This window comes from Pararhodobacter sp., assembly GCF_034676545.1.
Taxonomy (GTDB): Bacteria; Pseudomonadota; Alphaproteobacteria; order Rhodobacterales; family Rhodobacteraceae; genus Pararhodobacter.
Map to the genome: position 1 here is coordinate 989,685 of NZ_JAUCBZ010000015.1, position 22,750 is coordinate 1,012,434.

The following is a 22,750-nucleotide window of genomic DNA, read 5'->3' on the forward strand; positions in this document are numbered from 1 at the left end:
GCAGCAGACGGGGACAGTTTCCGTGAATATTCATGAATACCAAGCCAAGGCCCTGCTTCGCAGCTACGGCATTCCGGTTTCGGAAGGGCGCGTCGTCCTCCGGGCTGAAGAAGCCAAAAGCGCAGCAGGCGAAATGGATGGCCCGCTCTGGGTTGTCAAAGCCCAGATCCACGCGGGTGGTCGCGGCAAGGGGCACTTCAAGGAGGCGTCTGCGGGCGAAAAGGGCGGCGTGCGCCTGACCAAATCGGTCGCCGAAGCCGCCGAGCAGGCGGCGCTGATGCTGGGTCGCACGCTTGTGACGCACCAGACCGGCCCGGCTGGCAAGGTCGTGAACCGCATTTATATCGAGGATGGGTCGGGCATCGAGTCTGAACTCTACCTCGCGCTGCTGGTTGATCGCGCCACCTCGCGCGTGTCCTTCGTCGTCTCCACCGAAGGCGGCATGGACATCGAGGAAGTCGCGGCCAACACGCCCGACAAGATCCTCTCCTTCACCGTTGACCCCGCCACGGGCATTCAGGGCTTCCATGGCCGCCGTGTGGCCTTCGCCTTGGGCCTCAAGGGCAAGCAGGTCAAGCAATGCGTGGACCTGATCAACAAGCTCTACAAGCTGTTCATCGAGCGTGACGCCGAGATGGTCGAGATCAACCCGCTGATCGTCACCGACGAGGGCGATCTGAAATGCCTCGACGCCAAGATGGGTTTTGATTCGAACGCCCTGTACCGCCAGCCCGACATTCTGGCGCTGCGCGACGAGACCGAGGAAGACCCCAAGGAACTGGCTGCGTCGAAATTCGACCTGAACTATATCGCGCTGGACGGTGAGATCGGTTGCATGGTCAACGGCGCGGGTCTGGCCATGGCGACGATGGACATCATCAAGCTGTACGGTGCGGAACCGGCCAACTTCCTGGATGTGGGCGGCGGCGCGACCAAGGAAAAGGTCACCGAGGCGTTCAAGATCATCACCTCTGACCCCAACGTCAAAGGCATCCTGGTCAACATCTTCGGCGGCATCATGCGCTGCGACATCATCGCCGAGGGCGTGATTGCGGCGGTCAAGGAAATGGGCCTGAAGGTGCCGCTGGTCGTGCGTCTTGAGGGCACGAACGTCGATCTGGGCAAGAAGATCATCAATGAGAGCGGCTTGAACGTGATCGCGGCGGACAATCTGTCGGACGCGGCCGAAAAGATCGTGAAGGCGGTTAAGGGGTAAAGCGAACGGACAGCAAGGAGCCATCGCGACATGTCCAATCAAGTGTTCACGCACATGCAAAGCGCTGCCACGGATGTGGCGCTCAGTGCTGCGCGCTTGGGATTTGTTGCGATGGGCTTGGCTGGGTGCATGGCGGCGCCGGAACCGACTACCCCCGCGGTGCCGGTGGGCATGCCAACACACGAGCAATACGAATATGCCAACCTGCGCCCCAGCAACATCGTGCCTAAATCCTCGCCCGCTGCTCTGGTCACCGCGTTTGAACGCTTCTGCCTCGATGGCGGGCGCGATGTGTCGCTGGTGTCGCAACGACTTCGGCGCGCGGACTATGTTGCCGCGCCGCGTGATGCTGATAGCGAAGTGATGGCATTTGTTGTCGATGACCGCCGACCAATGGTCCTGCTTTCCCGGGATGGCCGATATTGCGCGGTCGCGGCGGAGTCCAGAACCGGCCAGACCGCACGCATCACCGCGATGCTTGCGCGTCGGTTTCCCGGCGCGCGACCAGTCGACAATCGCTCAGAAGCTGCAGGGGTCCCCGTTGCCGGGATCACGGTTCAAACAACGGGCAGCAATGCGGGGATCGTCACGTTGCGAAGGCTTGCGCCTGCCGTTTCGGGGACACGCCTGGTTCTCGCAATCTTGCACTCGCACTAACATCAAGTCAGGGGCCTGACCCCGCCTACAGAGAAAGAATAACTGCATGGCCATTCTCGTCGACAAAAACACCAAGGTCATCTGTCAGGGCTTCACCGGCTCGCAGGGGACATTCCACTCGGAACAGGCCATCGCTTACGGCACCAAGATGGTCGGCGGCGTGACGCCCGGCAAAGGTGGCGGCACGCATCTGGACCTGCCGATCTTCAACTCGGTGCACGAAGCGCGCCATGTCACCGGCGCGAATGCCAGCGTGATCTACGTTCCGCCACCCTTCGCAGCAGATTCCATCCTTGAAGCCATCGACGCCGAGATGGAACTGATCGTTTGCATCACCGAGGGCATTCCAGTGCTTGACATGATGAAGGTCAAGCGCGCGCTGGAAGGCTCGAAAAGCCGTCTGATCGGCCCGAACTGCCCCGGTGTCATCACCCCGGACGAATGCAAGATCGGCATCATGCCCGGCCATATCCACATGCGCGGCTCGTGCGGTGTGGTGTCGCGCTCGGGCACGCTGACCTATGAGGCGGTCAAGCAGACCAGTGATCTGGGCCTTGGCCAATCGACCGCGGTCGGCATCGGCGGCGACCCGATCAAGGGCACCGAGCATATCGACGTGCTGGACATGTTCCTGTCGGATGATGAGACGCATTCGATGATCATGATCGGCGAAATCGGTGGCTCGGCCGAAGAAGAAGCCGCCGAATTCCTGGCCGCGCAACGCAAGAAGGGCCGCTGGAAGCCAACCGCCGGCTTTATCGCCAGCGCACCGCCCCTCCCGGTCGTCGCATGGGTCACGCCGGCGCGATCGTGTCTGGCGGCAAGGGCGACGCCGAAAGCAAAATCGAAGCCATGCGTTCGGCGGGAATCATTGTTGCCGACAGCCCCGCCACGCTGGGCGAGGCCGTGATGAAAGCGATCAAAGGCTGATGCCCTGCCGGACGGCCAATGAACCATGCAACGCCGCCCTCGCCCTTGTGGCGGGGGCGCTGGCCGGTTCAGATGTCGCCCGAAAACACAAAATTCCGACCCGTGGTTCTGATGAATTGCGCCACGGCATTTGACACTCCGTTGAAAATCTCCCTCTTGCCGAGGACTTGACCCATGAATGATCAAAGCCCCAATGACGCCCTTCACGCCTCGAGCTTTCTCGACGGGGCGAATGCGGAGTATATCGACCAGATGCAGGCTCGCCACGCGCAGGACCCGTCCAGCGTCGATGCCGCCTGGGCCGCGTTTTTCGAGGCCACGGGTGACGATGATGTCACCGCCATGCGGCAGGCCCAAGGGCCAAGCTGGGCGCGCGCCGATTGGCCGCCGATGCCCAGTGACGACCTGACCGCCGCCCTGACCGGCGAATGGCCGTCAGCCCCTGCCGCCGAGGCCAAGGCCGCGGGCGACAAAATCCGTGCCAAGGCCGAAGAGCGGGGTGTCGAGGTTACCGATGCGCAAGTGCAGCGCGCGGTTCTGGACAGTTTGCGCGCGCTGATGATCATCCGCGCGTATCGCATCCGCGGGCATCTGGTTGCAGACCTCGATCCGCTGAACATGCGCGACGAATCCCTGCATCCTGAATTGGACCCTGTATCCTATGGGTTCTCCAATGAGGATCTGGACCGCCCGATTTTCATCGACAACGTGCTGGGCATGCAGGTTGCCTCGATGCGCACCATCATCGAGATCCTGACGCGGACCTATTGCGGCACGTTTGCGTTGCAATTCATGCATATCTCGAACCCTGTCGAGGCCGCGTGGCTGAAAGAGCGGATCGAAGGCTATGGCAAGGAAATCACCTTTACCAAGATGGGCCGCAAGGCGATCCTGAACAAACTGGTCGAGGCCGAGGGCTTCGAGAAGTTTCTGCATGTCAAATACATGGGCACCAAACGCTTTGGCCTGGACGGGGCCGAGGCGCTGATCCCGGCGATGGAGCAGATCATCAAGCGCGGCGGCGCGCTGGGCGTCAAGGAAATCGCCTTTGGCATGCCGCACCGTGGCCGCCTGAACGTGTTGGCCAACGTGATGGGCAAGCCGTTCCGGGCGATCTTCAACGAGTTTCAAGGTGGCAGCTTCAAGCCCGAAGACGTCGATGGCTCGGGCGATGTGAAATATCACCTCGGGGCGTCGTCGGACCGCGAGTTCGACGGCAACACCGTGCACCTGTCGCTGACCGCCAACCCCTCGCATCTTGAGGCGGTGAACCCGGTTGTCCTGGGCAAGGTGCGCGCCAAGCAGGATCAACAGAATGACGACACGCGCCGTTCCGTGCTGCCGATCCTGCTGCATGGGGATGCGGCCTTTGCCGGGCAGGGCGTCGTGGCGGAGTGCTTTGGCCTGTCCGGGCTCAAGGGCCACAAAACCGGCGGCACCTTGCATATCGTGGTCAACAACCAGATCGGCTTTACCACCGCGCCGCATTTCAGCCGCTCCAGCCCCTATCCGACGGATATCGCGCTGATGGTCGAGGCACCGATCTTCCACGTCAACGGCGATGACCCCGAGGCCGTGGTGCATGCCGCCAAGGTCGCCATCGAGTTCCGTCAGGAATTCGGCCGCGACGTGGTGATCGACATGTTCTGTTACCGTCGCTTTGGTCATAACGAGGGCGATGAGCCCATGTTCACCAACCCGCAGATGTACAACAACATCAAGCGTCACAAGACGACTCTGCAATTGTACACCGAGCGTCTGGTCGCGGACGGGCTGATCCCCGAAGGCGAGATTGACGACATGAAAGCCGCCTTCCAGTCGCATCTCAATGAAGAATTCGAGCTGGGCAAAGAGTACCGCCCGAACAAGGCCGATTGGCTGGATGGGCGTTGGAAGTCGCTCAAGACCAAGGATATGGTCAACTATCAGCGTGGCCAGACCTGCATCAAGGCGGAAACGATGGCCGAGGTCGGCGCGGGGCTGACCCGTGTGCCCGAGGATTTCAAGGCGCATCGCACCGTGACCCGGCTGCTCGAGGCCAAAAAGCAGATGTTCGAAAGCGGCGAAGGCTTTGACTGGGCAACCGCCGAGGCGCTGGCCTTTGGCTCGCTGTTGACCGAAGGGTTCCCGGTGCGCCTGTCCGGACAGGACAGCACGCGCGGCACCTTCAGTCAGCGTCACTCGGGGCTGGTCGATCAGGAAACCGAAGAGCGTTTTTACCCGCTCAACCACATTCGCGCCGGTCAAGCGCGCTATGAGGTGATCGACTCGATGCTGTCGGAATACGCGGTGCTGGGGTTTGAATACGGCTATTCGCTGTCGGAACCCAACACCTTGACCCTGTGGGAGGCCCAGTTCGGCGATTTCGCCAACGGCGCGCAGATCATGTTCGACCAGTTCATCTGCTCGGGCGAAAGCAAATGGCTGCGCATGTCGGGCCTTGTGATGCTGTTGCCGCACGGGTTTGAAGGGCAGGGGCCAGAGCACTCGTCGGCCCGTCTGGAGCGGTTCTTGCAGAACTCCGCCGAAGAAAACTGGATCGTCGCCAATTGCACGACCCCGGCCAACTATTTCCACATCCTGCGCCGTCAGATGCACCGCGACTTCCGCAAACCCTTGGTGCTGATGACGCCGAAATCCTTGTTGCGGCATCCGAAATGCATCAGCAAAGCCGCCGATTTCACCGATGGCTCGACCTTCCACCGCATTTTGTGGGACGATGCGCAATACGGCCATTCCGACCTCACGCTGAAGCCCGACGCCGAGATCAAGCGCGTGGTGATGTGTTCGGGCAAGGTCTATTTCGACCTGCTCGCCGAACGCGATGCCCGCGGTCTGGACGACATCTATCTGATGCGCGTCGAGCAACTCTACCCGGTGCCGACACAGTCGCTGCGTCAGGAGCTTGGCCGCTTCACCCAGGCGGAAATCGTCTGGTGTCAGGAGGAGCCCAAAAATCAGGGCGCGTGGTCCTTCATTGAGCCCAACCTTGAATGGGTGCTGAACCAGATCGGCGCCAAGGAAAAACGCCCCCGCTACGCCGGGCGCCCGGCCTCTGCCTCGCCCGCGACCGGGCTTGCGTCACGCCACAAAGCACAACAAGAAGCGCTCTTGAACGACGCGCTGACGATTGAAGGGAACTGATCCATGAGCACCGAAGTCCGCGTCCCCACCCTGGGCGAAAGCGTTTCCGAGGCGACCATCGCCACCTGGTTCAAAAAGGTTGGTGACACCGTCGCCGCCGACGAAATGCTGTGCGAGCTGGAGACCGACAAGGTCACCGTCGAAGTGCCAGCGCCCGCAGCCGGTGTCCTGTCGGAGATCATCGCCCCCGAGGGTGAAACCGTCGGCGTCAACGCGTTGCTGGCCATGATCAGCGAAGGCGAGGCTGCTGCGCCAGCCCCGGCCAAAGCCGACGAGAAATCTGCAGAGAAACCTGCTGAGAAACCGGCAGAGAAACCCGCTGCGGCCGCGAAATCGGTCGAAGACGCGCCCTCAGCTAAAAAGGCCATGGCCGAAGCGGGTCTGACCTCGGATCAGGTGACTGGCACCGGCCGCGATGGCCGTGTGATGAAAGAGGACGTGCAAAAAGCAGTGGCGTCTGCGCCCGCCGTTGCGTCGGCCGGCACCGGCTCCGGTTTCGGTCCCGCGGGGCCCGGTTCCCGCCGACGACGCCGCCCGCGAAGAGCGTGTGAAAATGACCCGCCTGCGCGCCACCATCGCCCGCCGCCTGAAGGACGCGCAGAACACCGCCGCCATGCTGACCACCTACAACGAGGCGGACATGTCGGGCGTCATGGAATTGCGCAACGAATACAAAGGCCAGTTCGAGAAAAAGCACGGCGTCAAACTGGGCTTCATGTCGTTCTTCGTCAAAGCCTGTACCCACGCGCTGCGCGAAGTGCCCGAGGTCAACGCCGAGATCGACGGCGGCGATGTGGTCTATAAAAACTACGTCCACATGGGCGTCGCCGTCGGCACACCAACCGGCCTCGTGGTGCCGGTGGTGCGCGACGCCGACCAGATGAGCTTTGCCGCCATCGAGAAGAAGATCGCCGAATTGGGCCTGCGCGCCCGCGACGGCAAGCTGACCATGGCGGAAATGCAGGGCGGCTCCTTCACCATCTCGAACGGCGGCGTCTACGGCTCGCTGATGTCCTCACCGATCCTGAACCCCCCGCAGTCGGGCATTCTGGGAATGCACAAGATCCAGGACCGCCCGGTCGTGGTCAACGGCCAGATCGTCATCCGCCCGATGATGTACCTCGCCCTCTCCTACGACCACCGCGTCGTCGACGGCAAAGGCGCCGTGACGTTCCTGGTGCGCGTCAAGGAAGCCCTGGAAGACCCGCGGCGGTTGTTGATGGATCTCTGACGGTGCGTGCAAGCACACACCCTACGACCCGTTCGTTCGGCCCGCAGGGTGTGTGTGGAACCAAACAAAGCTGAAGGGAATGATATGCGCGCAGATGACCTGAGCACTGAATTCGGCAAACGCTCTCATGCCGCCGCCAATGGCATGAAAGCCGTAACAATTCATCTTTTTGGGATCGAGTTCGCAGCTGGGTTAGAAGGGCACAATCTGCCGGAAATCTGCGCAGGTGCAGGTGTCCCCACATCATATGGAACGGAGCTTCGCAAGGGAATGCGGCTCGCTGAATTCGAGAACATCAAATGACCCCCGAACTCCTCACCCTCACCCTCGCCGCCCTCCTGCAATGCGCCCAGTTCGCCGTCATGTCGCTGGTCGTCAACCTCGATGTCGGCCCCGGCAAGACCATGTCGCCGCGCGACCCGCAGCGGCTGGGCAAGCCGCTTCACGAACTTCTCAGCGTCAAGTCCGGCCGCCTCTATCGCGCGTTCAACAACCACTTCGAGGGGCTGATCCTCTTCACCATCGCCACCCTCGTCATCACCCTCACCGACCAATCCACCGCCACCACACAAGCCGCCGCCTGGACCTATCTGGTCGCCCGCATCGCCTATGTCCCGGCCTATTATTTCGGCCTGACCCCCTGGCGCTCCTACATCTGGTTTGTCGGTTTCCTTGCCACGCTCACCATGTTGATCGCCGCTCTGATATGACAGGCTTCATCTTGCCTCAAATACTCTCTGGGGGTGAGGCGCACCGCGCCGAGGGGGGCGAAGCGCCCCCTTCCCCCCACCCACCACAGGAGACCCGAAATGGCTGACTTTGATCTCATCGTAATCGGCGCCGGACCCGGCGGTTATGTCTGCGCCATCCGCGCCGCGCAATTGGGCCTCAAGGTGGCCTGCGTCGAGGGCCGCGAAACGCTGGGCGGCACCTGCCTGAACGTCGGCTGCATTCCGTCCAAAGCCCTGCTGAACGCGACGCATAACCTGCACGAAGCCGAACACAATTTCGAGAAAATGGGCATCAAGGTCGCCAAACCCAAGGTCGATTGGGAGGCCATGATCGCCTATAAGGACGACGTCGTCGGCGGCAACACCAAGGGCATCGAATTCCTGTTCAAAAAGAACAAGGTGACCTGGCTCAAGGGCTGGGCCAGCATCCCCGCCGCCGGTCAGGTCAAGGTCGGGGATGACACCCACAAGGCCAAAGCCATCGTTATCGCCACCGGGTCGGAACCCTCCAGCTTGCCGGGCGTCGAGGTTGATGAAGAGGTCATCGTCACCTCCACCGGCGCGCTCACCCTTGGCAAGGTGCCGAAATCCATGGTGGTGATCGGCGCGGGTGTGATCGGGCTGGAAATGGGCTCGGTCTACGCGCGGCTTGGCACCGAGGTGACGGTGATTGAATATCTCGACGCCATCACCCCGGGCATGGACAATGAGGTCGCCAAGGCCTTCCAGAAAATCCTGACCAAGCAAGGCTTCAAGTTCACCTTGGGCGCGGCGGTGCAAAAGGTCGAGCGTCTTAAAAAAGGTGCCAAGGTCAGCTATCAGCTGCGCAAGGACGACTCCGCGCATGAGGTTGAGGCCGAGATCGTCCTCGTCGCCACGGGCCGCAAGCCGTTCACCGATGGGCTCGGCCTCGACGCCCTTGGCCTCGAGGTCCTGCCACGCGGGCAGATCAAGACCAATGCGCAATTCGCCACCAATATTCCCGGCGTCTATGCGATCGGCGACGCAATTGTCGGTCCGATGCTGGCCCACAAGGCCGAGGATGAGGGGATGGCCGTCGCCGAGGTGATCGCCGGCAAGCATGGCCACGTCAATTACGACGTGATCCCCGGCGTGATCTACACGACGCCCGAGGTCGCCAACGTCGGCCAGACTGAGCAGCAGCTCAAGGAGTCCGGCCGCGCCTACAAGGTTGGGAAATTCAGCTTCATGGGCAACGCCCGCGCCAAGGCCGTGTTTCAGGCCGACGGTTTCGTCAAACTGCTGGCCGACAAGGAAACCGACCGCATTCTGGGCTGCCACATCATCGGCCCCGGCGCGGGCGATCTGATCCACGAGGTTCTGCGTGGCAATGGAATTCGGCGCTTCGGCGCAGGATCTGGCCCTGACCTGCCACGCGCACCCCACCTATTCCGAAGCGGTGCGCGAAGCGGCGCTGGCCTGCGGCGACGGCGCGATCCATATGTAACATGCGCTCCCTCGGACGGTCCCGCCAAAATCCGGGGCCGTCCAAGCCGCGCGCCTGCGGTCGAAAGCCCGTTCAAGGCACTTGGGTGCCGCTGACCGGGATACACTTCTCCCCTCACCGCCCCTTGCGTCGGCCTGCAACAGCGGCTAAATCATCCAGAACCTTGGCAACGGTGGGTTGGCGGAGAGGTTACGCACCGGATTGCAAATCCGTGAAGACCGGTTCGATTCCGGTACCCACCTCCAAGGCTTTTCAAGGGCTTGCGTCAAACCACCTTTTGCGCGCCATGCGCCGTTTACAGGTGCGTTTACAGTTTTGTTCATCGCGCGCGCGCTTTTGCCTTTGCTAGCTTGACCAGAACAGAGTCGGTTTCGTCTGGTGATACCCTTGCATAGTGCTCGATCACGTTGGCCGCATAGCGAACTGACCAGCCCATGTGATTGGCGATCTCGGCAAGTGTCAGCCCTGAATTGAGCAGGCGCGTAGCCGCCGTGCCGCGCGCGTCGTACAGGCGCAGGTCCTTTGATGGATTTGCCTTGTCGCGCCATCGCCGCTCCGGCGTCGCAAATTTCGGCTTGATGGTGTCCGCTGACCGATGCTTGGTCATGGTATTCCGCGACACCCCTGAAACCGCAGCAGACTTCCCGGCGGTCAGTCGATGCCAAACAGGTCGCGAGAGAAAACCTTGTCCATCACATCTGACAGGGCCGGTGTGCGACGGTTGGCGACAATGACATCAGCCTCGGCCTTGAACGCATCAAGATCGCGGATCACCCGCGAATTGAAGAACAAATCGCCTTCGAGCGCAGGTTCGAAGACGATCACCTCAACGCCCTTGGCTTTGATCCGCTTCATGATGCCTTGCACTGCGCTTTGGCGAAAATTGTCAGAGCCTTCTTTCATCGTCAGACGGTAAATGCCAACCACCTTCGGATTTCTGGCTATAATGGTGTCCGCGATGAAATCCTTGCGGGTTTGGTTCGCGGTGACAACGGCCTTGATGAGATTCTGCGGCACGTTCTGATAATTCGCCAGCAGTTGTTTGGTGTCCTTGGGCAGGCAATAGCCGCCATAGCCGAACGACGGGTTGTTGTAATGGTTGCCGATCCGGGGGTCGAGACCAACGCCGGTGATGATTTGCCGCGTATCAAGGTGATGCGCCATTGCATAGCTGTCGAGTTCGTTGAAATAGGCTACGCGAAGTGCAAGGTAACTGTTGGCGAACAACTTGATCGCTTCGGCTTCGGTGGGGTCCGTGAACAGGATCGGGCAGGTCTTGATGATCGCCCCATCGCGCAGCAACTCTGCGAAGATCCGCGCACGCTCGCTGCGTTCACCGACGACAATCCGTGAGGGGTGCAGGTTGTCATAGAGCGCCTTGCCTTCTCGCAAAAATTCAGGGGAAAACAAGATGTTGTCGTGACCCGTCTTTTCGCGGACCCGCTGGATGAAGCCGACCGGCACCGTGGATTTGACCACAATCACGGCATCTGGCGCCGCGTCGAGCACCCTGTCGATGACCGCCTCGACGCTGGACGTATCAAAGGCGCTGGTCTCGGAATCGTAATTGGTCGGCGTCGCAATCACAACAAAATCGGCGCCGAGAAAGGCGTCGTTGGCATCGAGCGTGGCGCGCAAATTCAGTGATTTCGTTGCCAGATACTCGCTGCATTCTGCGTCATCAAGATGCGAAATCCTGGCGTTGACCGCGTCAACCCGCACGGGGTCGATATCGGTCGTGACGACTTCACTGTTCTGGGCAAGAAGGATAGCGTTCGAAAGACCAACGTATCCAAGACCCACAACTGCAATCTTCATAAAGGAATCCGCACGTTTCTATCGGCAAAAAGATGCTCGATGATTTCCATCTTTGAGCCAAGGATACAAGCCAGAATGGCGGCTGATTCGCCCTCTCCGATTGATGGGGCGCGAGCGTAGAACTCACGCGGCGATTTGTGGCGTCATGGCGAGTGTGACGCCGCAGCCGACGGAAAAAGAAGGGGTGAAACCTGCCCTTGACCCACAACTAACCGAAAATCCATACTCAAAAGTGGATCACGTCTTGATGGAGAGCCTGGTTGCTTCTCGGCGGAAATTAACAAGCGGGGCACATGGTGCGTGAGATGAGCCGATGAACACGCAGGCGACGATCACCAAGCTGTTCATTTCCTATTCTCGGCACGATGATGACCGTATCGCGCGGCTGCATGAGGCGTTGTCGTCGCACGATGATCTGACGGTGTTCCGCGACATCCATGATATCTTGCCGACCGAGGAATGGCAGCCCCGGCTTGAGAAGCTGATCCGCGAAAGCGACACGATCCTGTTTGCGATTTCGCCCTCCTCGGTCCGCTCGGAGCTTTGCAACTGGGAACTGGAGCTGGCCGCGTCGCTCAACAAGCGGATCATTCCGGTGGTGATCGACGCTGTTGCCGATCTGCGCCGCGACGTGCCTGCCGTCGCCGCCAAGCTGAACTATATCTTTCTGACCGACGCCGAGGATTTTGCGCAGGGTCTGGGCAAGATCCGCTATGCGATCAATCTGGATATCGACTGGATCAGGGAGCACACGCGCCTGGCCGAGCTTGCCGGGCGTTGGCAGAAAACCCTGCGGTTCGGGGCGCAACCGTTGCGTGGCCGGGATCTTGAGGCCGCCGAGAAATGGCTTTTGTCGCGGCCGGCAAACGCGCCCGAGCCGACCGAATTGCAACGGGTCTTTATCATCGAAAGCCGCCGCACCCAGTCGCGGCGTCAGCGGCGCACGGTGGTTGGCGCTCTGGCGGCCTTGGGTGTGGTTGGCCTGCTTGCCGGTTTTGCCTGGATCCAGCGCAACGCCGCCCTCGAGAATGAACGACTGGCCCAGGAGCAGACGCAGATCGCCCACACGGCCCGCGACGACGCCGAGACACAGCGCCAGTTGGCCGAGGAAAGCGCGCGCCGTGCACAGGCGGAGCGGGACCGCGCAGAGCGCAATTTCGACACCGCCTCGAACGCGATCAACGCCCTGGTGTTCGACATTGCGCAGGGGCTGCAAGATGCGCAGGGGCTGCGGCTGGAAAGCCTCAATGCCATCCTGTCGCGCGCCGAAACCGCGGTGATGCGGCTGCTCGCCACCGATCCTGACAACCCCGAACTGCGCCGCATCGAGGCGGCCATGCGCGTCGAGTTCGCCGAGGTCTATGCCGGATCCGGGGCGCGCGAACAGGCCCTGACCTCGGCGGAACGGGCCCAGGATCTGCTTCTCGGTCTGCTGGCCACCGACCCGGGCAACAGCCAATGGCAGCGCGATCTCTCGGTCGCCCTTGAGCGGATCGGTGATTTGCGCCTGCAAGCCGGCGACGGGGCCGCCGCCCTGGAGGCCTTCACGCAAGCGTTGGACATTCGCCGCCGCCTTTCAGCCGCCGACCCTGGCAACCCCGGACGCCAGCGCGATCTGTCGATCAGCCTCGAGCGGATCGGCAGCCTGCATCTGCGCACCGGGGCGATCGAGGCCGCATCCGGGGCGTATACCGATGCCTTGACCACGCGACGCCGCCTTGCCGCGATGGATCCGGCCAATGCGCAGGCGCAGCGTGATCTCTCGGTGAGCCTGAACAATATCGGCGATTTGCAGCTGCGGGCGGGCCAGATCGACGCAGCGCTGAGCACCTATCTGGAAGCGCTGGAGATCACCCGCCGTCTTGCCGCCCGGGATCCCGGCAACACCCTGTGGCAGCGCGACGTGGCGGTCAGCCTGAACCGGGTCGGCGATGTTCACTTGCGCGCCGCAGATGCAGAGGCCGCGCTGCTGGCATATCAGCAAAGTCTGGAGATCACCCGCCGCCTGGTTGCGGGGGACCCTGACAATACCCTGTGGCAACGCGATGTCGCGATCAGCCTGAGCAAGATCGGCGACCTGTACCGACGGGCGGGCGATCTGGACGCCACGCTCGCGGCCTACAGCGATGCGCTGGCAATTGCCCGCCAGCTGTCGGCAACGGACCCCGGCAACACCGAATGGCGGCGTGACATTGCGACCAGCCTCGAAAGGGTGGGCGATCTGCGCCTGCAAACAGGGGACATGGCGGCCGCGGGTACGGCCTACCGCGAAGGGATGGAGATCCGCCGCCAACTTCTGGCGACCGATCCGGGCGATACCCAGTGGCAGCGCGATGTCGCGCTTGGCCTCGACCGGATCGGTGATCTGCACCGCGTGACCGGCGAGGTCGAGGCGGCGCTTGCAGCCTATGGCGAAGGGTTGCACATCGCGCGCGGTCTTGTGGCGACAGACCCCGGCAACACCGATTGGCAGCGTGGCATTGCCGTCAGCCTGAACAAGATTGGCGATCTGCACTTCATGGCCGACGAGGGTGACGCGGCACTGGCGGCCTATGCCGAAGGATTGCAGATTGTCCGCCGCCTCGTGACCATCGCCCCGCGCAACACGCTTTGGCAGCATGATGTGGCGTTCAGCCTGAACCGGATTGGCGATCTGCACATGCGCTCCGGGGATGCGGAGGACGCGCTTGCGGCGTTTGAGGAGGCGCTGGAGATCATCCGCGCGCTTTTGCAGATCACTCCCGACAACACGCAATGGCAGCGCGACCTGACCCTGGGCCTGAACAAGATCGGCCGTCTGCACGGGCTGGCCGAGGACCATGACCCCGCGCTGGCGGCCTTTCGCGAGGCGCGGGCGACGGCGCGGCGGCTGGTTGCCATCGACCCGACCAACACGCTTTGGCAGCAGGATCTGGCGCGCAGCCTCGATGGGATCGGCAGCCTGGCCCTGCGCGCCGGCGAGGTCGCGCCAGCGCGCGCGGCCTACCGGGAAGCGTTGGAAATCCGGCGGGCGCTCGCGGCTTCGGCCCCGGACGCGCCGACGGCGGCAACTGATCTTGCCTCAAGCCTTTATAACCTGTCCCAGGTCGAGGCCCCCGCCGTCGCAATGGATGCAGTGCGCGAGGCGCTTGACATCGTGACGCGGCTGGAACGGCAAGGCGCGCTTGGCCCGGAACAGACCCGCTGGCCCGAGATCCTGCGCGACCTGCTGGCCGGCCTGCGCGCCGAACGCGAGGTTGGCGGCGAGTGACCGCAGGGCCTGCGCTGCGGGCGCGGCCGCCCGATCCTGACTTTGCGGCCCCCACGCCCGGCTTTGGTGCCAAGCCCGCGGGGTCTTGTCGCGGCGCGCCCTGACGCTGTGCGCGGCGGTCAGAGCGCTTGCACCCGCATTGCCGCACCTCTCAAGCGTCCCGATTCGTCCCGATTCGCCCCGTCAGCCGCGTTTCGGTCGAGGTGAGTCTGTCGTTGCCGCCTCACTTCTTGGGATCAGCGCGAAAAGCCGGAAAGATAAACGGTTGTAAAACAATGTGTTGCTTGATTTTTGTCTGGCGACCCAAAAAGTGTCTTTACAACACTAACAGATAGTGTCACAACTACACTATAGAAAGACAAAACAACCCCTCAACCCCTCAACCCCTCAACCCCTCAACCCCAAACCCCGGAGATAGAAAATGTTCAAGATCACGCTCACCGCCGCCGCCTTCACCCTGATCGCAGGACTTTCGCACGCAACCCCAATCCCGTTCGACCTGCCCCAGAACACCACAGCCGTAACGCCGGTTGCCCAGGAAACCGCCCAGTTCGAAGACGTCGCCTATTACTGCGAATGGGCCACGGTTTACGACTACTGGGGCAACTGGATCACCGTCTGGCAGTGCTACTGACGCCAGACCGGGCGGTGCCGTCGCCCTCCCTCGGACGGCACCGCCCAGACCCAAAACCCGATCATCCCCCCTTTGAAACCCTCACAGTCAGACAGACAGGAAACGCCATGTTCAAGATTGCTCTCACCGCCGCCGCCCTCTCCCTCGCGTCTCTGGGTGTTCAGGCCGCGCCGACCGCCGATATCACAGCCCCCGCCAACCCAGCGAACCACCCCATTGCCATTGTGGCCGCAACGCCGGTTGCCGATGCAACCGCCCAGATCGAAGACGTCGCCTATTACTGCGAATGGGCCACGGTTTACGACTACTGGGGCAACTGGATCACCGTCTGGCAGTGCTATTGAGACCTTTCCTGGCGGCGCCTCTCCCTTGGGTGGCGCCGCCAGTCTTTGTTCAACATCTTGTGTTGTCACGGAAAAAGCGGATAAGATATTCCTGCGTTCAGGCACAAAGACAGGCGCCATGACCTATACATACGACTTCCCCCGGCCAAGCGTGACGACCGATATCCTCGTGTTCTCGATTCGCGATGGCGTGCTCGAAGTGCTTCTCATCGAAAGAAAATACGACCCGTTCAAGGCCGCCTTTGCCATCCCGGGCGGGTTTGTCCAGATGGACGAAGATCTGCACACCGGCGCCCTGCGCGAGCTTGAGGAAGAGACCGGCCTCACCGGCATCCCGATCCGGCAGCTTGGCGCCTATGGTGCCCCCGAGCGGGATCCGCGTGGCCGGGTGATCACGATTGCCTTCATCGCCCTCGTGCCCTCGGATGATCTGATCGCCAGGGGTGGAAGCGATGCGCAAGACGCGCGCTGGTTCCCGGTCGACGCGCTGCCGCCGCTGGCGTTCGATCATGCGCAGATCGTGGCCGACGGGCGGGCGCGACTGGCCAGCGACGTGACCCCGTCAATCCAGGATCGCGCCTTGGTCGCCTTTGATTTCCTGCCCGCGAAATTCACCCTGTCGCAAGCGCAGGAGGTGTTTGAAATCCTGCGCGGCGAGGCCATGGACAAGCGCAATTTCAGAAAATGGCTGACCAATGCCTGGTCCATCGAAGACACTGGCGAGAAATCCACCGGTGGCCGCCATCGCCCGGCGGCCTTGTTTCGGTTGATCTCGGATTGAACGGCCCCAGCCGCCACGGGTACGCGCCTGAAACGGTTGCGTGCGCGGCACGCATGCCCCGGACCGAAGATATATTTGCGCGCCCATGACACGCGCCCCCCATCCGGCTTGATGGCACTCAAGGCGCTGTTGGAAGCGGTCTATGCGCTGGAAAGTCCGTGTCGCGAAATGCCGGACACCGCGGCATCGGCAGATCAACGGCCTACTGGATTATCAGAAACGCAGCACCGTAACGCGTGAACCGCACCGGTTTTGCGAAGACGCCCGTTTCGAGGGTCAGGATACCTTTGCACCCTTGCTCAGGGCCGCGAACAAAGCCCGCCCCGCCGCGAATGCTTGCTGACAATCGGCGCATGTGGTTTACATGCGGATGGTATTTAGCACAAATTAACCACCTATTAGGATTGCAGATGCAAATTCACCCGGTACTTTTATGCGGCGGGTCCGGCACGCGGCTTTGGCCCTTGTCGCGCAAATCGTTCCCGAAGCAGTTTTCTTCGTTGCTGGGCGAAAGCAGCCTGTTTCAGGCGTCAACCAACACCTTGACCGGAGAAGGTTTTGCGCCGCCGGTGATTGTCACCGGGTCCGACTTTCGCTTTATCGTCACCGAGCAACTCGCCGAGATTGGCAAGGTGCCGGCAATTTTGATTGAGCCCTCGGCCCGGAACACCGCGCCCGCAATTTTGGCGGCCGCTTTGGTGATCGCGAAGACCGACCCCGAGGCGCTGATGCTGGCGGCTCCTTCGGATCATGTCATCCCCGATGCGTCGCGGTTTCGGCAGACCATTCAGGCGGCCGCATCAACCGCCCGGGACGGCGATATCGTTACGTTTGGCATCCGCCCTGACCGCGCCGAAACCGGCTTTGGCTGGCTTGAGATGTCGCAAACACCGGGCGCGGATTTTGCACCCATTCCGCAGCCCTTGGCCCGATTTGTTGAAAAGCCTGATCTTGCCACCGCGCAAGCGATGCTGGCGGGCGGACACCATTTGTGGAATGCGGGGATATTCCTGGTCTCGGTCAAGACACTCATCGCAGCTTTCGAGAAATATCAGCCTGCCATATTGGCGCAAACCCGCGCCGCCGTTGACCAAGCCGCGCAAGATCTAGGCTTTACACGCCTCGCAACTGAGCCTTGGGCAACGCTGGAAAACATCTCGATTGACTATGCCGTCATGGAAAAAGCGCCCAATATCAGCGTTGTCCCCTACGGTGGCGTTTGGTCCGACCTCGGCGGTTGGGAGGCAATCTGGCGTGAGTCCAACCCTGATGGAAACGGCGTCGTCACCAGCGAGTTGGCCACAGCCATTGATTGCAAGGATACGCTGCTGCGCTCCGAGACCAGCGGGCTGGAGGTTGTCGGCATCGGGCTTGAGAATATCGTTGTTGTGGCCATGAGCGACGCGGTGCTGGTTGCTCATAAAGACCGCGCACAGGACGTCAAGAAAGCCGTCGTGGCCCTCAAGGCCAAGGGGGCCATACAGGCCGAAACCTTTCCGCGCGATCATCGGCCCTGGGGTTGGTTCGAAAGCCTCGCGGTCGGCAACCGGTTTCAGGTCAAGCGCATCATTGTGCATCCGGGCGCAGCTCTGAGCCTGCAAAGCCACCATCACCGCGCAGAACATTGGATCGTCGTTCAAGGCACGGCCAAGGTGACCATTGACGATCAGGTCAAACTGGTGACGGAAAACCAGTCGGTCTATATTCCGCTGGGGGCCGTGCACCGCATGGAAAACCCCGGCAAACTGCCGATGGTGCTGATCGAGGTGCAGACCGGCAGTTATCTGGGCGAAGATGACATCATCCGCTACGAGGATGTCTATGCGCGCGGGCAGGGGGCCAAGGGCTGACCCGTGACACTCACCTGTTTCAAGACCTATGACATTCGCGGCCGCTTGGGCGAAGAGCTGAACGAGGCGATTGCCTATCGCATCGGGCGCGGTTTTGCGCGGGCGCTGAACGCACGGCGGGTGGTGTTGGGGCGCGACATTCGTGCGACCTCGCAGGCGCTGGCCGCCGCCGTGGCGCAGGCGCTGGTGGATGAGGGCTGCGAGGTTCTTGATCTTGGGCTGTCGGGCACCGAAGAGATGTATTTCGCCACGACGCAGTTTGCGGCGGACGGCGGGATTTGCGTGACCGCCTCGCATAATCCGATGGATTACAACGGCTTGAAAATGGTGCGGGCGGGCTCTGCGCCCCTGGACGCGGCGACCGGCCTGGCGTCCATCAAGGCGCTGGCCGAGGCGGATGATTTTGGCCCGGCCAAACCCGGTGGCATCGTTACTGACATCGCGGATCAGGCCCGCGCCGCCTATGTCGAGCAGGTGTTGTCGTTTGTCGATATGTCGGCGCTCAAACCCCTGACCATCGTCGTGAACGCAGGCAATGGTGCGGCGGGTCCGACCTTTGACGCCATCGCTGAGGCCCTTGAGACCAAGGGCGCACCGCTGGTGTTCAAGCGCATGCACCACCAGCCAGACGGGACATTCCCACACGGCATCCCCAACCCGCTGCTGCCCGAAAACCGCCCACCCACCGTGGCCCGCGTGCTGGCCGAGGGCGCGGATATGGGCGTCGCCTGGGATGGCGACTTTGACCGGTGTTTCTTCTTTGATGAGCACGGCGGCTTTGTTGACGGCGAGTATATCGTCGGCCTGCTGGCCGAGGTGTTTTTGGCCAAAGAACCCGGCGCCAAAATCATCCATGACCCGCGCGTGATCTGGAACACACAAGACGTCGTGGCCCGCGCGGGCGGCGTTGCCGTTCAGGCCCGCACCGGCCACGCCTTTATCAAACAATCCATGCGTGATCACGGCGCGGTCTACGGCGGCGAGATGTCGGCACATCACTATTTCCGCGACTTTGTGCATTGTGACAGCGGTATGGTGCCGTGGCTGGTGATGGCGGAATTGATCAGCCGCAAGGGATCACTGGCGGCGTTGATCGCGGAACGCCGGGCGGCGTTTCCGTCATCGGGCGAGATCAATTTTACACTGCCCGACCCCAGATCCGCCATCGCCCGCGTTCGCGCGCACTATGAACCCGATGCGCACAGCCTTGATGAAACCGATGGGATCAGCCTCGATATGGGCGGTTGGCGGTTCAACCTGCGCAGCTCCAACACCGAACCTGTGGTGCGGCTGAATATGGAAAGCCGGGGGGGAGCGCTCGAGGGGCATATCAATAAGATCAGCGCACTCCTAACGTCCTGAAGGCTCGCGCCGACCTTCAAGGCTGCTCGTTCATGCGCCTCGATGACAGCGCCAGAAACCCATGCAAGTCCCGTTGCCCTTGCGGTCATCCGACCTGAGTCTCATAGAGTGCGGACGCTGGATCGTCTCAGCAAGCCGACTGACCTGATCGCGCATGCCGGTGGTGTTGCCGATGATCGAGTTTGATCATTGTGCGCCTTCCGATGGCTTGATTGTTACGCATGATGGCGTTGACCTGCTCCCCTCAAACGTCCGCGATTTGGGGTTGGTCTGTTCCTTGCAAGGGCGATACCGGCAGCGGCGGGCCTGCGCTTTGGCGACATGGCGCGACGACGTCAAGCATCACCGCCCGCAAACATGCCGCGCTGGCCTGACACCCCGGGAATATACGAACCGGTCAACAAAAGACCAAACCCTGAACAGGGTCAACTCACAAGCGAGGACTCGCGGCAGAGCAGGTCAATGTTGATGGTCGCCGACAACGCCGGGGTGGTTCAAAGCGCACGCATGAGGTTGTGAACACCCTCTGGCGTATCCAGCGCCAACACGGCCCCGATCAACGCATCAGCCTGAGGATCTGTCAGGATACCTTCCACACAGCGCTTGAATTTGTGGGCAATCGCGTCGTCGGACAAGGGCGCGTCGGGGTTTCCGCGGTTGATCGCCACGCGTTTGTCGATCAGGCGACCGTCAGTCAGCGTGACCCGCAGATGCCCGGGGAAATACTTGGGAAACCCGGTAGTTCCCTTTTCGGCATTCTCGTAACTTGTCTTGCGCGCCAGCGACAGCAGATCGTCGCGGCGAATCTGATCGGCCGTGAAGGAGGCCTGATCAATCTGGCCGTCGATCAGGCCGCAAGCGACCAGATAGGGCAGGCTGAATTTTGCGCCGTAGGCATTGGTGGGCGCGAATTTCGACTCGATGGGATCGCAGACAAAGCCCGCCGCCACCTCGTCAATGATCGCGTGGATGTTCTGCACATCCGCCGCCTTGATGCCTTCCTCGCGCAGCGCGATGGCGCAATCCACGGCCCCGTGTGCAAAGTGGCAGCACGGATAGGGTTTGATCGACACGTTTTCCGTTTCCCACCGGGTTCCAAGATCGGCAACCGTCAGGGATGGGTCGGACAGGTCCGGCAGGCCGTGCGTGTTGAACACGCCGTTGCGGCCCTCGAAAATCGTGGCCGGTCCGGTTGCACCCGCCTTGGCCAAATGCGCGGTGATGATCGCGTTTTGCGCGGCCCAACCGACGTGATAGCCTTTGGATGATGACGAGTTGACCAGAAATTCGGTCACCCCGGCTGCCTGACTGCCGCACAGGCCAAAGGCATGTTGCATCTGCGCGGGGCTCAGGCCCAACAGTTTGCCCGCCGCAGCCGTCGCGCCGAAAATGCCGGCAATCGCCGTGGAGTGAAAGCCGCGGTTGTGGAAACTGTTGCCCGAGGCGATGCCGACCCGCGCCGCCACCTCCCAGCCCGCGACAAAGGCCGTCAGGATATCGCGCCCCGAGGCCGCAACCTCGGGCCCCAGCGCCAGAACCAGCGGCGTCAGGATCGCGCTGCCATGCACGATCGAGGCGGTATGCGTATCGTCGAAATCAAGCACATGACAGGCGACCCCGTTGGCCAGCGCCGCATAGGGTGCTGCCAGTGTCTCGGCGCGTCCCAGAACCGGCTGCGCGCCGCTGCTGCCGGGAATCGCCCTGATCCCGGCCAGGGCGATCTCGAAATTCGGATGCCTTGTGCCGGACAGACCGACACCCAGCGTGTCGATCATCAGTTGCTTGGCCCGCGTGATGGTGCTGGAGGGAATCGCATCGAAATCGAGTGCAATGACAAACGACGCCAGCGTGGCAGAATGGGTCATGGGTCTTCCTTCCAGCAACAACACAGAGTGGTTCGGGCGCGGCGGGGATGCGTTAAGCGATCCGCCCGCCGGCTTTGATATTGGCAAGCACCTGATCCACGATAGCCGGGGATTCGCCAACATAAGTCGTCGGGTCCAGCAACGTATCAAGCTCGGAATCGCTCAACGCGCCGCGAATGGCCTTGTTGGCGGCCAGCGCTTCCTTGAAGGTGATCCCCGCCTCGATGCCCTTCATCGCCGCGTGATACACTTCCTCGTGCGCGGTCTGCTTGCCCAGCTTGTCAGCCAGCGCGAACATGATCCGCTCGGCCAGCGCGTAGCCCTTGAGCAGTTCGAGGTTGCGCAACATGCTGGCCTTTTTCACCTCCAGCCCCGCCAGAACAAAGTTCAGGTTGGCCAGAACCACCGACAGCATCAGGCAGATTTCCGGAAGGATCTTCCATTCCATCTTCCAGATCGCGCCGTCACGCTCGTGCTCGTGCTTGGTGATGTCCGACAACATGTTGATGTTGGATTTCAGCGTGTTGCTGACCGTGACCGAGTTTTCCGTGACCGCCGGGTTGCGCTTGTGCGGCATGGTCGAGGAGCCGACCTGACCCTCGCCAAAGGGTTCGGCGATCTCGTCGAATTCATTGTGGGCCAACAGCAACAACTGGTTGCCGATCTTGTTCAGCGTTGCGTTGATGCCGCCCATGACCGCGCCATATTCGTACATCCGGTCGCGCGCCGGCTGCCACGAGATATTCGGCGTGCCCAGTCCCAGCTTGTCATTGACCGCCTTTTCCATCGCATGCGCCTTTGGGCCGAACGACGCCTTGGTACCAACCGCGCCAACGATGGAGCCCACGAAGACCCGCGGCTCCATTTCGTCAAGCCGCTGCAAATGGCGGTCGATTTCCGACAGCCAGATCGCGGTTTTGAAGCCGAACGTGACCGGGATCGCCTGCAACGACAGGGTGCGGCCCATCATCGGCGTGTTGCGGTGCTCGGTGCTCAGACGCAGCAACGAGCCCGCCATCACCAACAGATCGCGGCGCACGATGTCAAAGGCGTCTTTCATCTGCAACACCAGCCCGGTGTCGATGATATCCTGCGTGGTCACGCCAAAATGCACATATTCGCCCGCATCACCCTCGCAAGCGTGCTCCAGCGCGCGCACCACCGGCACCAGCGGGTGCTTGGTGATCGCCAGATGATGCAGGACCAGGTCCATGTCGATGGCGTCATAGCGCGACTTTGCGGCGATTTCCTTGGCGGCCTTGGCCGGGATCATGTCCAGATCGGCCTGCACCAGCGCCAGCGCGGCCTCGACATCCAGCCAGCGTTGAATGCGGGCTTCGTCGTTGAAAATGTTGCGCATTTCCTCGGTTGACCAGGAATTCTTCAGCAAGATGGAATCAAAAACGCTCGTACCCATGGGTGTCTCTTTCTGTTTGTCAAAGTCATCGACGCGACGCGTGTTGTGTCGC

The 22,750-nt window shown here is 61.7% G+C and carries 15 protein-coding genes, 1 tRNA gene and 3 pseudogenes; 15 read left to right on the forward strand and 4 right to left on the reverse strand.

Annotated features, from left to right (window positions below):
* Positions 1-22 precede the first annotated feature (22 nt).
* The 9 genes and pseudogenes from sucC (at position 23) to VDQ28_RS08335 (ending at position 9,622) form a co-directional block, all read left to right on the forward strand.
* Positions 23-1,216 (forward strand): ADP-forming succinate--CoA ligase subunit beta, encoded by a 1,194-nt coding sequence (gene sucC, locus VDQ28_RS08295; RefSeq protein WP_323035494.1) that lies wholly within the window; start codon positions 23-25, stop codon positions 1,214-1,216.
* A 30-nt stretch (positions 1,217-1,246) separates the two neighbouring features.
* Positions 1,247-1,873 (forward strand): hypothetical protein, encoded by a 627-nt coding sequence (locus tag VDQ28_RS08300; protein WP_323035495.1) that lies wholly within the window; start codon positions 1,247-1,249, stop codon positions 1,871-1,873.
* A gap of 46 nt (positions 1,874-1,919) precedes the next feature.
* Positions 1,920-2,803, forward strand: a pseudogene (gene sucD / locus VDQ28_RS08305) (succinate--CoA ligase subunit alpha).
* A gap of 174 nt (positions 2,804-2,977) precedes the next feature.
* Entirely contained in the window at positions 2,978-5,947 is a 2,970-nt protein-coding gene (locus VDQ28_RS08310) for a 2-oxoglutarate dehydrogenase E1 component (protein WP_323035496.1), read from the forward strand.
* 12 nt (positions 5,948-5,959) lie between these two features.
* Positions 5,960-7,178 (forward strand): annotated as a pseudogene (gene odhB / locus VDQ28_RS08315) (2-oxoglutarate dehydrogenase complex dihydrolipoyllysine-residue succinyltransferase); the annotation flags it as partial.
* An 84-nt stretch (positions 7,179-7,262) separates the two neighbouring features.
* On the forward strand, positions 7,263-7,481 hold the full coding sequence (locus VDQ28_RS08320; RefSeq protein WP_323035497.1) for a hypothetical protein: 219 nt from the start codon (positions 7,263-7,265) through the stop codon (positions 7,479-7,481).
* Positions 7,478-7,888 carry an MAPEG family protein gene (locus VDQ28_RS08325; protein WP_323035498.1) on the forward strand — a complete coding sequence of 137 codons (411 nt, stop codon included), beginning with the start codon at positions 7,478-7,480 and terminating at the stop codon, positions 7,886-7,888. Before VDQ28_RS08320 ends, VDQ28_RS08325 begins: the two co-directional genes overlap by 4 nt.
* A gap of 99 nt (positions 7,889-7,987) precedes the next feature.
* Positions 7,988-9,377: pseudogene (gene lpdA, locus VDQ28_RS08330) on the forward strand (dihydrolipoyl dehydrogenase).
* 171 nt (positions 9,378-9,548) lie between these two features.
* Positions 9,549-9,622, forward strand: a tRNA-Cys gene (locus tag VDQ28_RS08335).
* 74 nt (positions 9,623-9,696) lie between these two features.
* Here the strand turns inward: VDQ28_RS08335 and VDQ28_RS08340 are convergent.
* Both VDQ28_RS08340 and VDQ28_RS08345 read right to left on the reverse strand, forming a co-directional pair.
* The gene (locus VDQ28_RS08340; protein WP_323035499.1) at positions 9,697-9,984 is read right to left on the reverse strand and encodes a hypothetical protein; all 288 of its coding nucleotides are present in this window, start codon (positions 9,982-9,984) and stop codon (positions 9,697-9,699) included.
* Between the two features lie 44 nt (positions 9,985-10,028).
* Positions 10,029-11,195, reverse strand: a complete 1,167-nt coding sequence (locus VDQ28_RS08345; RefSeq protein ID WP_323035500.1) for a nucleotide sugar dehydrogenase — start codon at positions 11,193-11,195, stop codon at positions 10,029-10,031.
* A 313-nt stretch (positions 11,196-11,508) separates the two neighbouring features.
* Here VDQ28_RS08345 and VDQ28_RS08350 point away from each other — a divergent pair, with 313 nt between their 5' ends.
* The 6 genes from VDQ28_RS08350 to VDQ28_RS08375 all read left to right on the forward strand — a co-directional run bounded on the left by VDQ28_RS08350 (position 11,509) and on the right by VDQ28_RS08375 (position 19,416).
* Positions 11,509-14,445 (forward strand): tetratricopeptide repeat protein, encoded by a 2,937-nt coding sequence (locus VDQ28_RS08350; RefSeq protein WP_323035501.1) that lies wholly within the window; start codon positions 11,509-11,511, stop codon positions 14,443-14,445.
* 421 nt (positions 14,446-14,866) lie between these two features.
* Positions 14,867-15,079, forward strand: coding sequence for a hypothetical protein (locus VDQ28_RS08355; protein ID WP_323035502.1), 213 nt, complete (start codon positions 14,867-14,869; stop codon positions 15,077-15,079).
* A gap of 107 nt (positions 15,080-15,186) precedes the next feature.
* Entirely contained in the window at positions 15,187-15,423 is a 237-nt protein-coding gene (locus VDQ28_RS08360; protein ID WP_323035503.1) for a hypothetical protein, read from the forward strand.
* A gap of 118 nt (positions 15,424-15,541) precedes the next feature.
* A complete protein-coding gene (locus VDQ28_RS08365) occupies positions 15,542-16,204 on the forward strand; it encodes an NUDIX hydrolase (RefSeq protein ID WP_323035504.1) in 663 nt (220 codons plus the stop codon).
* Positions 16,205-16,614: 410 nt separating this feature from the next.
* Positions 16,615-18,054, forward strand: a complete 1,440-nt coding sequence (locus tag VDQ28_RS08370; protein WP_323035505.1) for a mannose-1-phosphate guanylyltransferase/mannose-6-phosphate isomerase — start codon at positions 16,615-16,617, stop codon at positions 18,052-18,054.
* Positions 18,055-18,057: 3 nt separating this feature from the next.
* Entirely contained in the window at positions 18,058-19,416 is a 1,359-nt protein-coding gene (locus tag VDQ28_RS08375) for a phosphomannomutase (protein WP_323035506.1), read from the forward strand.
* Positions 19,417-19,910: 494 nt separating this feature from the next.
* On the opposite strand, the gene VDQ28_RS08380 is transcribed toward VDQ28_RS08375, so the two are convergent.
* Together VDQ28_RS08380 and purB are read right to left on the reverse strand one after the other, a co-directional pair.
* Positions 19,911-21,281 (reverse strand): MmgE/PrpD family protein, encoded by a 1,371-nt coding sequence (locus VDQ28_RS08380; protein ID WP_323035507.1) that lies wholly within the window; start codon positions 21,279-21,281, stop codon positions 19,911-19,913.
* Between the two features lie 52 nt (positions 21,282-21,333).
* The gene (purB, locus tag VDQ28_RS08385) at positions 21,334-22,698 is read right to left on the reverse strand and encodes an adenylosuccinate lyase (RefSeq protein ID WP_323035508.1); all 1,365 of its coding nucleotides are present in this window, start codon (positions 22,696-22,698) and stop codon (positions 21,334-21,336) included.
* Positions 22,699-22,750: the final 52 nt, after the last annotated feature.

Coding starts and splice junctions, on each gene's coding strand:
- VDQ28_RS08380 (WP_323035507.1), bottom strand. CDS start 21,281: ATGACCCATTCTGCCACGCTGGCGTCGTTTGTCATTGCACTCGATTTC.
- VDQ28_RS08320 (WP_323035497.1), top strand. CDS start 7,263: ATGCGCGCAGATGACCTGAGCACTGAATTCGGCAAACGCTCTCATGCC.
- VDQ28_RS08345 (WP_323035500.1), bottom strand. CDS start 11,195: ATGAAGATTGCAGTTGTGGGTCTTGGATACGTTGGTCTTTCGAACGCT.
- purB (WP_323035508.1), bottom strand. CDS start 22,698: ATGGGTACGAGCGTTTTTGATTCCATCTTGCTGAAGAATTCCTGGTCA.
- VDQ28_RS08310 (WP_323035496.1), top strand. CDS start 2,978: ATGAATGATCAAAGCCCCAATGACGCCCTTCACGCCTCGAGCTTTCTC.
- VDQ28_RS08365 (WP_323035504.1), top strand. CDS start 15,542: ATGACCTATACATACGACTTCCCCCGGCCAAGCGTGACGACCGATATC.
- VDQ28_RS08340 (WP_323035499.1), bottom strand. CDS start 9,984: ATGACCAAGCATCGGTCAGCGGACACCATCAAGCCGAAATTTGCGACG.
- VDQ28_RS08325 (WP_323035498.1), top strand. CDS start 7,478: ATGACCCCCGAACTCCTCACCCTCACCCTCGCCGCCCTCCTGCAATGC.
- VDQ28_RS08370 (WP_323035505.1), top strand. CDS start 16,615: ATGCAAATTCACCCGGTACTTTTATGCGGCGGGTCCGGCACGCGGCTT.
- VDQ28_RS08350 (WP_323035501.1), top strand. CDS start 11,509: ATGAACACGCAGGCGACGATCACCAAGCTGTTCATTTCCTATTCTCGG.
- VDQ28_RS08300 (WP_323035495.1), top strand. CDS start 1,247: ATGTCCAATCAAGTGTTCACGCACATGCAAAGCGCTGCCACGGATGTG.
- VDQ28_RS08360 (WP_323035503.1), top strand. CDS start 15,187: ATGTTCAAGATTGCTCTCACCGCCGCCGCCCTCTCCCTCGCGTCTCTG.
- VDQ28_RS08355 (WP_323035502.1), top strand. CDS start 14,867: ATGTTCAAGATCACGCTCACCGCCGCCGCCTTCACCCTGATCGCAGGA.